Annotated in this window: 9 protein-coding genes; 5 read left to right on the plus strand and 4 right to left on the minus strand. The window is 68.8% G+C overall.

The window, feature by feature from the left end; all coding sequences use genetic code 11:
* Nucleotides 1–124: 124 nt before the first annotated feature.
* Together AZL_RS03650 and AZL_RS03655 are read right to left on the minus strand one after the other, a co-directional pair.
* The gene (locus AZL_RS03650; RefSeq protein WP_012973318.1) at nt 125–646 is read right to left on the minus strand and encodes an MmcB family DNA repair protein; all 522 of its coding nucleotides are present in this window, start codon (nt 644–646) and stop codon (nt 125–127) included.
* A gap of 128 nt (nt 647–774) precedes the next feature.
* Nucleotides 775–2,295, minus strand: a complete 1,521-nt coding sequence (locus tag AZL_RS03655; RefSeq protein WP_063828231.1) for a sensor histidine kinase — start codon at nt 2,293–2,295, stop codon at nt 775–777.
* 350 nt (nt 2,296–2,645) lie between these two features.
* On the opposite strand from AZL_RS03655, the gene AZL_RS03660 reads away from it, so the two are divergent.
* Together AZL_RS03660 and AZL_RS03665 are read left to right on the plus strand one after the other, a co-directional pair.
* A complete protein-coding gene (locus AZL_RS03660) occupies nt 2,646–4,103 on the plus strand; it encodes a hybrid sensor histidine kinase/response regulator (RefSeq protein WP_042442468.1) in 1,458 nt (485 codons plus the stop codon).
* Between the two features lie 304 nt (nt 4,104–4,407).
* Complete coding sequence (locus AZL_RS03665; protein ID WP_012973321.1) at nt 4,408–6,660, plus strand: CHASE domain-containing sensor histidine kinase; 2,253 nt, start codon at nt 4,408–4,410, stop codon at nt 6,658–6,660.
* 19 nt (nt 6,661–6,679) lie between these two features.
* On the opposite strand, the gene AZL_RS36210 is transcribed toward AZL_RS03665, so the two are convergent.
* The gene (locus AZL_RS36210) at nt 6,680–6,838 is read right to left on the minus strand and encodes a hypothetical protein (protein WP_158305958.1); all 159 of its coding nucleotides are present in this window, start codon (nt 6,836–6,838) and stop codon (nt 6,680–6,682) included.
* 381 nt (nt 6,839–7,219) lie between these two features.
* Between AZL_RS36210 and AZL_RS03670 the strand changes: the two genes are divergently transcribed.
* The 3 genes from AZL_RS03670 (at nt 7,220) to AZL_RS03680 (ending at nt 10,805) form a co-directional block, all read left to right on the plus strand.
* Complete coding sequence (locus AZL_RS03670) at nt 7,220–8,608, plus strand: bifunctional enoyl-CoA hydratase/phosphate acetyltransferase (RefSeq protein WP_012973322.1); 1,389 nt, start codon at nt 7,220–7,222, stop codon at nt 8,606–8,608.
* Between the two features lie 14 nt (nt 8,609–8,622).
* Nucleotides 8,623–9,807 carry an acetate/propionate family kinase gene (locus AZL_RS03675; protein WP_012973323.1) on the plus strand — a complete coding sequence of 395 codons (1,185 nt, stop codon included), beginning with the start codon at nt 8,623–8,625 and terminating at the stop codon, nt 9,805–9,807.
* 107 nt (nt 9,808–9,914) lie between these two features.
* On the plus strand, nt 9,915–10,805 hold the full coding sequence (locus tag AZL_RS03680; RefSeq protein WP_012973324.1) for a LysR family transcriptional regulator: 891 nt from the start codon (nt 9,915–9,917) through the stop codon (nt 10,803–10,805).
* A 14-nt stretch (nt 10,806–10,819) separates the two neighbouring features.
* Here the strand turns inward: AZL_RS03680 and pgi are convergent, their stop codons facing one another.
* Nucleotides 10,820–12,472 carry a glucose-6-phosphate isomerase gene (gene pgi, locus AZL_RS03685; RefSeq protein WP_012973325.1) on the minus strand — a complete coding sequence of 551 codons (1,653 nt, stop codon included), beginning with the start codon at nt 12,470–12,472 and terminating at the stop codon, nt 10,820–10,822.
* Nucleotides 12,473–12,569 lie beyond the last annotated feature (97 nt).

Raw genomic sequence — 12,569 nt, forward strand, 5'->3', positions numbered from 1 at the left:
TGGCTTTATGTCTGACGATCGGATTCACGCTTCAAATCGATTCCGATTTTACGCGATCCGATCTAGCCGGTCCGACGCCGTCGCGCATCCCCACGGTCGGGGAATCCGTTTTACGCGATCCGATCTACATCTGGGTGAACATCGGATCCTCAATCCGGTGCAGGCGGCCGGCGCCGGTCATCGCGGCGCGCAGCAGCAAGGTCTTGCGGCGGGCGGCGGCGAGCTTGGTCACCGGCGCCTCGCGCAGGATTTCCGCGCCATAGGCGTCGGCGACCATCACGCCGCAGTCCGGCGGGATCAACTCGGTCGGGAAACCGTCATCGACGGCGAAATAGAAGGCATCGCACCAGTCGCGGTATTCCCGCCATTTCTGGTCGGAGCGGAAGTCGGGCACGCCGCTCTTCACCTCGATGATCAGGATGCCGCCGGCCTCGTCGATGGCGAGCACATCGGCCCGCCGGCCGCTCGCCAGCCGGAATTCGGTCAGGCTGGCATAGCCGCGCATCGCCAGAGCCCGCCGCACGCCGCGGAAGATCGGCGGGGCTCCCCCGGCCGGCAGGCCGGGATCCTCAGGACCAGCCGGCAGGCCGGGCTTGCCGGGGCGGGAGTCCGCATCGGATACCGATGCGGCGATATCGTCGCTCATCGGGCGCCACCACCATCGAAACAGGAACGGGTCAGGAACATGACTGGGACAATGACCGGTCCGCGGCCTGGTGCCAAGGGGCAAAAGCCGGGGGGCCGGATCAGCCCAGCCAGATCAGCCTGTCCGGATCAGTCCGGCAGGATGACGGGCGGCAGGGGGGCCGGTCGGCAGCGGTCACGCGGCAGGCTGCGCTCGGCCGGGAACACCAGAACGACGGAGGTGCCGACACCGGGCTGGCTGGTCAGTTCCATCCGTCCGCCATGCATCTCCACCAGCCGCTTGACGATTGGCAGCCCCAGGCCGGTCCCGCAGGAGTTGCGGGCGATGGTGGAGTCCGGCGGATCGAACGGGTCGAGAATGCGGGGAAGATCGGCGGTCGGGATGCCGACACCGGTGTCGGCCACCATCACGCCGATCCCGCCATCGGGCATCAGGTGAGCGGTCAGCACCACCTCGCCGCCAGGGCGGGTATGGGTGACGGCGTTGGATAGCAGGTTGGTCAGCATCTGGGTCAAGGACTGGGCGTCGCCTTGCAGCAGCGGCAGGTCGGGCGCCACCTCGCGTCGCATGATGACGCCGCCTTCCGCCGCCGCCTCCCGCAGGGCGGTGACGACCCGCAGCGAAAGCATGTCCAGGTCGACCCCTTCCGCCGCCATCGGCATGCCGCCGCCGTCGAGCCGCGACAGCTCGAGGATGTCGTCGATCAGCGCCAGCAGATGGGTTCCGGCATCGCGGATGTCGCCGACATAGCTGCGGTAGCGCGGATTGCCCAGCGGTCCGAACGCCTCCGTCAGCAGCATCTCCGAGAAGCCCAGCACCGCGTTCAGCGGCGTCCGCAACTCGTGGCTCATCTGCGCCAGGAAGGCGCTCTTGGCGCGGCTGGCGGCCTCCGCTTCGCCGCGGGCGGCGCGGGCCTCGGCCTCGCGCAGCCGCAGCCGCTCCTCGTTCAGCTTCAGCATGGTGACGTCGGTGTAATGGACCAGCACGCCGCCCGGCACCGCATGTTCGCGGCTGAGCAGCCAGCGCCCGTCCGCCAGGGGCACGACCATCGGCGGCTCCAGCCGGTGATGGCGGTCCAGCCTCGCGGCGATCCAGGCGGCGCGTTCCTCTTCCGTGGCCAGGCGCGGGTCGGCCAGGGCGAAGCCGCGGGCCAACTCCTCGAACGGCACGCCGGGAACAAGCCTGTCGGCGATGGTCGGCAGGTCCCTCTTCAGCCGCTCATTCGCATGAACCAGCCGGTCCTCATGATCGAACAGGGCGAAGCTCTCGGCGCTGAGGTCCAGGGCGGCGGTCAGGTTCTCGGCCAGCGCCTCGGCGATGGAGGAAGTCTCGGGGCCGAGATCGGTCAGGACGGCGCACAGCCCGCCGGGCGTCGGACCGGCCGCCACGCGCCAGCGCACCGGTATGGTGCCGCGCCATGCCGAAACGGTGCGTTGCACCGGGCCGTGCAAGGCATCGGCCAGCGTGGCGAACAGGGTCGGACAGGCGGCATCGGTGCCGCCGCCGCGCAGCCGCCGTCCGGCCAGCGGAGCGATGCCCAACAGCCGCTCCGCCGCCCGATTGGCCGAGCGCCATTCCAGATCGGTCAGCGCGCCGGCGCCGTCATGGAGCGCCTCCAGTATCGCGACGGCGTCCGGAAGTTGCAGCATGGCGAACAGCATCGGATCGGCGGACGGGAATTCCCCGGACCCGGTCCCATCACCTTTGCCATCGGCGCAAATCTGCGTGTCGCAATCCATCCCGGCATCATTGCGAACTATTCCTAACAAACGCTGAAGGTCGGGGTGGAACCATCGCCGGATATTTAGCGAATCGCGGCAGAACAGCGAGGGTGGCCAGGAAATACTTTGGATTTACCGAAAAAACAATGAAAGATTTGATTGTGAGTGACACCCTGACCTTCCCGTGCGATCCGCCGAATGGCGGGCTTTGCAACAAGCCATGCCTTCCCTACTGTTGGGTCCCATCAAGATATGCGGCATGGGAAGCAGGTGGAACCGTGAATGGCAGCCACGATGACGCCGGTGGCGCTGTGCCGCCGCTGCTGGTGTTCGGCGCCGATGGGCGGCTGGCCGACTGGACGCCGGCGGCGTCGGTTCTGCCGGGACTGGCCGGTCGCCTCAGCATCGGCCTTCAGGCCCATGAGCTGGAGTCCCGGTTGTCCGACGGGCCGGAGGCCGGAGCGCCCCCGGCGCGCAGGACGCAGACGCTTGCCGGGGGGGGAGCGCTCTGGTGGTTCGGCGGCTCCCCGTCCCGCTCGCCGCCCCCGGCCGAGCCGATGCGTGATCCGGTCGGCCGCCTTTTCGCGGCGGCGAGCCATGACCTGCGTCAACCTCTGGCCGCGCTGTCCCTGCTGATCGGCACGCTGGACAGCCGGCTCGATCAAGCGACCGGTGTCCGGCCCGAGGGGGGAACAGCCGCTCGCGACCTGTTGCGTTCGATGGCGCAGGCCGTTGAATCGATGCGCAGCATGGTCGACGGCCATTTCGACCTCGTCCGCCTGGAAAGCGGGCTGATCGAGCCGGACATCCGCACCCACGCGGTGAACGGGGTGCTGATGCGTTTGGCGCTGGAGGTGGCGCCGCGTTTCGCCGACCGTGGGCGGCATTTTACCGTGATGCCCTGCTCGGCCATGGTGAGAACCGATCCCGCGTTGCTGGAGCGGCTGCTGCATGGGCTGGTCGCCCACATCCTGCGTGGCACGGTGCGTGGCCGGGTGCTGCTCGGCTGCCGCGCCTGCGGCGACAGGCTGCGCATCGAGCTGTGGGACAGCGGCCTGGGCCTGACACCGCAACGGTTGGGATCCCTGCGGACCGAACTGGCGAAGCCGACGGGGGAGGGGGCGGGACTCCTGGGGCTCGATCTGACGCTGGTGCGCGGCCTTGCCTGCAAGCTCGGCCTCGGGGTGGAGATCCGGTCGGTTGAGGGACGGGGAACCGTTTTCACCGTTACGGTTCCGTTGTCCGTCGAACTGGAGGCGGGGGGCGCCGCCGAGGCGGCAGCCCTTTCCGGACGGGCGGCCTCCTCCCCGAACGCCCTTCCGAACGCCCCACCGAAGGCCAGCGCCGCGGACATCAGCCGCAGCCGTATCCTGGTGATCGAGGACGATCCCATGGTGCTGGCGGCGTTGGAGGCGCTGCTGGCGCAATGGGGGTGCCGAATCGTCGGGGCCGAGTCCTACGACATGGCGGTCGAGCGCATCGGCCGGGCGCCGGAGCCCGTCGACCTCATCATTTCCGATCTGCGGTTGAGGGGGGCGGCGAATGGAATCGTCGCGATCCGACAGATCGCCAAGCTGTTCGATCATCCGGTGCCCGGCATGATCCTGACCGGCGACACCGACCCCAAGCGACTGCGCGAGGCGCGCTTGTCCGGCTATCCCCTGCTTCACAAGCCGGTGGCGCCGCTCGCCCTGCGTGCCGCCGTCGTCCGCCTGATCGGCCGTGAACCGGTTTGATCGGCGGAAGAATGCGAATGAATTCTTCGCGTTCCGGAGAATTCCGGGGAGAAAAGCATCAGCGTTGTCGAACTTTGCCACCGTGCGATTACGTTTCTGAAACAGCGGCCGAGCTTATGCGGCAAAATGTCACTGGTGCGGTCCTATCATCATTGGGATAACGACCATGATGATCCCCCCAATGGTTAGAAAGATATCTTCTTTTGGTTTAGAACTGAACTTTAACATACCTATTTATGCCTTCCCTTCGCTATGATCCGATCCGGCCATTCCCTGTTCGAATGGGTTGGGTGGAGGTGTTCGGATGAAGCGGCGGTATCTGGAGGGGGGACGGACGCCGGCGCTATCGGTGATCGTCATCGCCGGGTTGTTCCTGTCGCTCGCAGCCTTTCTGCTTATCCGCAGCGCGACCCGCGATGCCGCGCATGCTCTGGCGGACCGTCAGGCGATCCAGCTCCAGGATGAGCTGAAGGCGCGTTTCGAACAGCAGAGCCTGCTGCTGCGCGCGCTCAGCGGTCCGTTGACCGGCCCCGCCCCGGTCACGGATGCCAGCTTCGCCACCGCTGTTGGTCCATTGCTGCCGCTCTATCCGAATTTGCGCGCCGTCGCTTGGGCGCGCCGGATCGCCGGGCGGGACGTGCCGTTGCTGGAACGGGCGATGCGGTCGGCCGGACACAGCTTCTTCACCGTGCGCGGTGCGGGGCCGGGCGGGCGCGATGCCGACGATCGATCGCCCGCCGATGAATTCGTCAATGTCCTCGTCGAGCCGCGCTCCGCCGACGGGCTGATCGGGCTGGACATGGCCGCACTCCCCGGCCAGCGCGACGTGCTTGTCCGCTCCTGCGCCGCCAACCGTGTCATCATCGCGGAAGGCGAGCCGCTGAAGGCGGAGCTGGGGATGAACACCGCGCTGATCTACCTGCCGGTCTATTCCCGCGAGGTCGATCGCGATGACGGGCTGGCCGAGGGCCGCCCGCTCTGCGACGTGCTGACCGGCTTCCTGTGGACCGGTTTCGATGTCGGGCGGTTGCTGCGGGATTCGGCCCGCCGGATCGGCTTGACCGTCGGCGACGCCTATCTGCTGGAGTCCCCGGAGCGGTCGGATGGGGCGCCGCCGCGCCTGCTGGCCGCCGAAGGGGCGCTCGGCGATTCCGGCGCGCTTTCCCATCCGCCGGAGCGGCCGCTCTCCGTCGAACAGCTCACCGGTCCCGCGGCGGCGCATGTCATCATCCGCGACATCGCCTATGGCGGACGGGTCTGGCGGCTGATCGTGCTGCCGCAAACGGCGCATTCGTTCGGCGCGGAGGACCGGCTGGCCTGGAGCATGCTGATCGGCGGTCTTCTGTTGACCGCCGGTGTCGCCGCCTACGTCCTGCGGGAGGCGCGGACCAAGCGCCTGTTGCAGACCGAGGCGCGGGCCCGCGCCGCCATGGCCCGCGCCCTGCGCGAGAGCGAGGAACGCTTCCGGCTGGCCCTGCGCTGTTCCAAGGTCACGCTGTTCAGCCAGGATCGCGAGCTCCGCCATTTATGGGTTTACTGCCCGCGCGCCGACCTGCGGCCGGAACGGATGATCGGGCACACCGACGCCGACCTCTTCCCGGAGGAGGAGGCGGAGCGGATGTCGGCGATCAAGCGCTCCGTGATCGACAGCGGGGCCGGGGCCCGGTGCGAGCTGCAACTGACCTATGGCGGCAGCCGCCGGGTGCTCGATCTGTCGGTCGAGCCGATGCGTGACGACACCAGCGCGGTGACCGGCATCATGTGCGCCGCCATCGATGTGACCGAATCGGCCGCCATCCGGGAGGCGCTGGCCCGTGCCCATGCCGAGGCGGAGCGGGCCAACGACGCCAAGAGCCGCTTCCTCGCCGCCGCCAGCCACGATCTGCGTCAACCTTTCCAGGCCATGAGCCTGTTCCATCACATCCTGATGTCGAAGCTGGACGATCCGGGTCAGCGCGAGGTGGCGACCAAGCTGGGAGAGGCGCTGACCGCCGGCAACATGCTGCTGTCGACCCTGCTCGATACCTCCGCGCTGGAGGTCGGCACCATCAAGCCGCGGGTCGTCGATTTCAAGGTTCAGACGATCCTGAGCCGCTTGACGGTGGAGATCGGCGACCAGGCGACCGACCGGGGGCTGCAACTGCGGACGGTCCCCAGTTCCGCCCGCGTGCTGAGCGATCCCATCCTGCTGGAGCGGATGGTGCGGAACCTGCTGGTCAACGCCCTGCGCTACACCGGCGAAGGCCGCATCCTGCTGGGGTGCCGCCGCCGCTCCGACGGCCAAGGCGGGTCGCGCCTGTCCATCGAGGTGTGGGACACCGGCCCCGGCATCGCCGAAGCGGAGATGACGGCGATCTTCGAGGATTTCTACCGCTGCGGCACCGACCAGCGTGACAGCGGGGGCGGGCTGGGGCTGGGGCTGTCCATCGTCCGCCGCATGGCCCAGGTGCTGGACCACCCCGTCGCCGTGCGGTCGCGGCCGGGACATGGCACGATGTTCGCCGTCAGCGTGCCGCTGGCCGAGCGGCATCGCGCCTGCTGCGCCGCCGCGGAATAGGGCCGCCGCCCGTCTTCCGTCATGCCGCACCGCGCAATCGTGGCAGTTCCGCCGGCCTTTCCGCTTTTCCATCCGCAGCCACGCAAGTTTCGGTTATGCTGCGTTTGCTCACTGATTCGAAACGGAACCAGTAACCAAGCTGCAACAATGGCTTGACGACTTTATTGATGTAGGTCATTGGGCGCCCTCGCCATAGGGGCTATTTCTTTCGCACAAGCACACTCCTTGGCGAAAGCTTGGAGGGTGAAGGTTCCGCTTCGACGGAACCCAACAAGATGGGGCCCGGCCCGTCGCCATGGCATGCCCTCCCAGGGGCGCCGGCGGCACGGGAATCCGGGCTTGGGAGGATACGGCCTGCCGCCGCGACGGATGCCCTGGTCACCGGGTCATCCGTTCCGGTCTCCGGCATTCGGGTTTCCGCCGCTTCCGGCGGGGTCCGTTGGTCGGGCGCCGCGATCCTTTTCAGGAGCATTCTAGTATGGACACCGCCATCGCCGCCGCCTCCTCCGCTCCGGCGGGTCGCAGCGGCATCGTTCAGACCGGCAGGAACGGCAGCCCCATGATCGAAAACGTCACCTTCGAGGAAATCCGCGTCGGCCAGCAGGCCAGCCTGTCGCGCCGCCTGACCATGTCCGACATCGAGCTGTTCGCGACGGTGTCCGGCGACCTCAACCCGTCCCATGTCGACGAGGATTACGCCGTCGACCACAAGGTGGTCGGCCATGGCATGTGGTCGGGCTCGCTGATCTCCGCCGTTCTCGGCACCCTGCTGCCCGGCCCCGGCACCGTCTATGTCGGCCAGGATCTGCGGTTCGAGCGCCCGGTGCTGCTCGGCGACATCGTCACCGTCACCGTGACCGCCAAGTCCAAGGACGCGGTGCGCAACACGGTCGTCTTCGACTGCCTGTGCGTCAACCAGGACGGCCGCACGGTCGCGACCGGCGTCGCCGAGGTGATCGCCCCGACCGAGAAGGTCCGCCGCGCCGCGGCGGAGCTGCCGCAGGTGCAGGTCATCCGCCATGACGGCCACGAGCTGATGCTGAAGAAGTGCGAGTCGTTGCCGCCGGTGCCGACCGCCGTCGTCCATCCCTGCGACGAAAGCTCGCTGCGCGGCGCCGTCGAGGCGGCCGAGGCCAACCTGATCGATCCGGTGCTGGTCGGGCCGGCGGCCAAGATCCGCTCGGTCGCCGACGCCCATGGCCTCGACATCTCGCGCTACCGCATCGTCGATGTCGCCCACAGCCATGCCTCGGCCGAGACCGGCGTGCGGCTCGCCCGCACCGGCGAGTGCGAGGCGGTGATGAAGGGCAGCCTGCACACCGACGAGCTGATGGGCGAGGTGGTGAAGAAGGAGACCGGCCTGCGCACCGGCCGGCGCGTTAGCCACGTCTTCGTGATGAACGTTCCGACCTACCCGCGGCCGCTGCTGATCACCGACGCGGCGATCAACATCTATCCGACGCTGGAGGACAAGGTCCACATCGTCCAGAACGCCATCGACCTCGCCAAGGTGCTGGGGGTCGAGGTGCCGCGCGTCGCCATCCTGTCGGCGGTCGAGACGATCAACACCAAGATCGCCTCGACGCTGGAGGCGGCGGCGCTGTGCAAGATGGCCGACCGCGGCCAGATCACCGGCGGCGTGCTCGATGGTCCGCTGGCCTTCGACAACGCCATCAGCCGCGAGGCCGCCATCACCAAGGGCATCAAGTCCGAGGTGGCCGGTCAGGCCGACATCCTGCTGGTTCCCGACCTGGAGGCCGGCAACATGCTGGCCAAGCAGCTGTCTTTCCTCGCCCATGCCGACGCCGCCGGCATCGTGCTCGGCGCCCGCGTGCCGATCATCCTGACCAGCCGCGCCGACACCGTCCGCACCCGTCTGGCCTCCTGCGCCGTGGCCGTGCTGTCGGCCGCCGCCCGCCGCCGCGGCGCCGCCTCCGCGGCCGAGTGAGAGAATCCAAGCCCATGCCCAACGCGATCCTCGTCATCAATGCCGGCTCCTCCAGCCTGAAATTCTCGCTGTTCCGGGATCAGGACGGCGGGGATCCGGTGGTCACCATCAACGGCCAGATCTCGGGCATCGGCACCCAGCCGGTGTTCGAGGCCAAGGACGCCCAGCGCCGTCCGCTCGCCGAGAAGAGCTGGGGGGCGGGGGAGGCCGGCGACCGCACCGCCCTGCTGTCCTATCTGCTCGACTGGATCGAGGAGCGGCTGGACGGGGCGACGCTGATCGCCGCCGGCCACCGGGTGGTGCATGGCGGCGTGCGCCATGCCGCCCCGGTGCTGCTGACCCCGGCCGTGCTGGAGGAGCTGGACGGTCTGGTGCCGCTGGCGCCGCTGCACCAGCCGCACAATCTCGCCGCCATGCGGGCGCTGGCGGAGGCGCATCCGGAGCTGCCGCAGGTCGCCTGTTTCGACACCGCCTTCCACCGCAACCAGCCCTGGCAGGCGCAGACCTTCGCCATCCCGCGCGAGCTGACGGAGGAGGGCGTGCGCCGCTACGGCTTCCACGGCCTGTCCTACGAGTATATCGCCCGCCGCCTGCCGGAGATCGCGCCGGATCTGGCCGACTCGCGGGTGGTGGTCGCCCATCTCGGCAGCGGCGCCAGCATGTGCGCCATCCATGGCGGGCGCAGCGTCGACAGCACCATGGGCTTCACCGCGCTCGACGGCCTGCCGATGGGCACCCGCTGCGGCACCATCGACCCCGGCGTGCTGATCTATCTGATGCGCAAGGGCATGGATGCCGGCGCCATCGAGAAGCTGCTCTACAACAAGTCCGGCCTGCTCGGCGTGTCGGGCATCTCCAACGACATGCGCGCCCTGCTGGAAAGCGGCGACCCGCATGCGCAGGAGGCGGTCGAGCTGTTCTGCTTCCGCATCGCCAAGGAGACCGGCGCGCTCGCCGCCTCGATGGGCGGGGTGGATGCCGTGGTGTTCACCGCCGGCATCGGCGAACGCTCCGCCCCGGTGCGGGCGCGGGTCGGCGACAAGCTGGCCTGGATGGGGATCGAGATCGACGCGGCGGCCAACGAGGCCAACGCGACGAGGATTTCGACTCCGGCCAGCCGCCTGCCGGTCTATGTCATCCCGACCGACGAGGAACGGATGATCGCGCTGCACACGCGGAAGCTGCTGACGGGGCGGTGAGGGTTTGCTGGGGGCGCCTGCTGACGGTGCCCCCGACATCTCCCTGGAGCCCTGTCCCCATTCGGTGCTAGCTCACCCCTGACATCAAGCATCCGTTCGGGGAAGCCGTGGTCCGGCCCTATCTGCCGTTGAACGCCCTGCGTGCCTTCGAGGCGTCGGCGCGGCATCTCAACTTCACCCGCGCCGCCATCGAGCTGCGCGTCACCCAGGCCGCCGTCAGCCATCAGGTCAAGCTGCTGGAGGATCGGCTGGGCGCCAGCCTGTTCCACCGCCTGCCGCGCGGCCTCGCCCTGACCGACGAGGGACGGGCGCTGTTGCCGACGCTGGAGGAGGCGTTCGACCGCATCGGCGGCCTGCTCGACCAGTTCGAGGGCGGGCGCTTCCGCGAGGTGCTGACGGTCGGCGCCGTCGGGACCTTCGCCGTCGGCTGGCTGCTGCCCCGCCTGCCGCGCTTGCGCGAGGCGCATCCCTTCGTCGACCTGCGCCTGTCCACCAACAACAACCGTGTCGACATCGCGGCGGAGGGGCTGGATTACGCCATCCGCTTCGGCGACGGCGCCTGGCACGGCACCGACGCGGTCCGGCTGTTCGATGCGCCGCTGTCGGTGCTCTGTCCGCCGGAGATCGCGCGGCGCCTGCGCGAACCGGCCGATGTCGGGCGCGAGACCCTGCTGCGCTCCTACCGTTCGGACGAATGGCCGGGCTGGTTCGCCGCCGCCGGGGTCGAGCCGTCGGCGATGCCGCCGGTCAAGGGACCGGTCTTCGACTCCTCCTCGCTGATGGTGGAGGCGGCGATCCAGGGGGCCGGGGTGGCGCTGGCCCCGGTGGCGATGTTCCGCCGGCCGCTGGCGCTCGGCCTGATCGAACAGCCCTTCGCCGTCACCGTGTGCAAGGGCGCCTATTGGCTGACGGCGCTGAAGTCGCGGCCGGAGACGGCGACCATGCGCGCCTTCCGCGACTGGCTGTTCGCCATGATCGCGGAAGGCGCGGCAGGGTAAGGGGGAGGCCGCCCTTACCGGTGCGCCCGCCACCACGCCATCAGCCCGGTGGTGGAGCTGTCATGCGCTCTCTCGGCCGGGCCGCTCTCCATCTCCGGCAGGATGGTGTTGGCCAGCTGCTTGCCCAGCTCGACGCCCCACTGGTCGAAGCTGTTGATGTCCCAGACGATGCCCTGGACGAAGACCTTGTGCTCGTAGAGCGCGATCAGGGCGCCCAGCGTCGCCGGGGTCAGGCTCTCCATCAAGATGGTGTTGGACGGGCGGTTGCCGGGGAAGACGCGGTGGGGCACCAGCGCCTCGACCTCATCCGCCGGCTTGCCGGCCTTGACCATCTCCGCCCGCACCTCGTCGGCGGTCTTGCCGCGCATCAGCGCTTCCGCCTGGGCGAATACGTTGGACAACAGGATGCGGTGATGGGCGCCGGCCTCGGCGCCGATCGGGTTGTGGGTGGTCGCCGCCGCCACGAAGTCGCAGGGGATCAGCGAGGTGCCCTGGTGGATCAGCTGATAGAAGGCGTGCTGGCCGTTGGTGCCGGGCTCGCCGAACAGCACCGGGCCGGTCTGGTAATCCACCGGCTCGCCGCCGCGGGTCACCGACTTGCCGTTGCTCTCCATGTCCAGCTGCTGGAGATAGGCGGGGAAGCGGTGCAGATACTGGTCGTAGGGCAGCACCGCATAGGACGAGGCGTCCCAGAAATTGCGGTACCAGACGCCGAGCAGGCCGAGCAGCACCGGCATGTTGCGCTCCAGCGGCGCCGTGCGGAAATGCTCGTCCATCGCATGGGCGCCGGCCAGCAGCTCGGCGAAGCGCTCCGGCCCGATGGCGATCATGATCGGCAGGCCGATGGCCGACCACAGCGAATAGCGGCCGCCGACCCAGTCCCAGAAGCCGAACATGTTGGCGGGGTCGATGCCGAACTTGCGCACCTCCGCCTCGTTGGTGGAGACGGCGACGAAGTGCTTGGCGACATGCGCCTCGTCCGTCGCGCTCTCCAGGAACCAGCGGCGGGCGGAATGGGCGTTGGTCAGCGTCTCCTGCGTCGTGAAGGTCTTGGAGGCGATGACGAACAAAGTCGTCTCCGGATCCAGCCATTTCAGCTGCTCGGCCAGATGGGTGCCGTCGACGTTGGAGACGAAATGGAGCGCGACATGGGCATGGGCGAAGGGCTTCAGCGCCTCCGTCGCCATGACCGGGCCGAGGTCGGAGCCGCCGATGCCGATATTCACCACGTCGGTGATCGGCTGGCCGGTGTAGCCGCGCCAGTCGCCGTCGCGCACGGAGGTGGCGAAGGCGTCCATCCGCTCCAGCACGGCGCGCACGCCCGGCATCACGTCGCGGCCATCCACGGTCACCGGGCGGTCGGAGCGGTTGCGGAGCGCGCTGTGCAGGACCGCGCGCTTTTCGGTCAGGTTGATCGGCTCGCCGCCGAACATGCGGGCGCGGGCGCCCTCGACATCCTGCTGGCGGGCGAGGTCGAGCAGCAGGCCGACCGTGTCCCGGGTGATGCGGTTCTTCGAATAATCGAGGAACAGCCCCGCCGCCTCCAGCGAGAAGGCCGTGAACCGGCCGGGATCGGCGGCGAACAGCTCACGCATGTGCGTGCCGGCCATGTCCTGGCGGTGCTGGGCGAGGGCGGTCCAGGCGGAAGAACGGGTCAGCGCGGTCATGATGCTTTGGACTCCTTGACGTCAGCGGTCCTTTGACGCGGGCCCTTTGCGGGGCGTGGGGAGCCTAGCACCGACAACCGTCCACGGCCACGGCGCA

This window comes from Azospirillum sp. B510 (assembly GCF_000010725.1).
Classification (GTDB): Bacteria; Pseudomonadota; Alphaproteobacteria; order Azospirillales; family Azospirillaceae; genus Azospirillum; species Azospirillum lipoferum_B.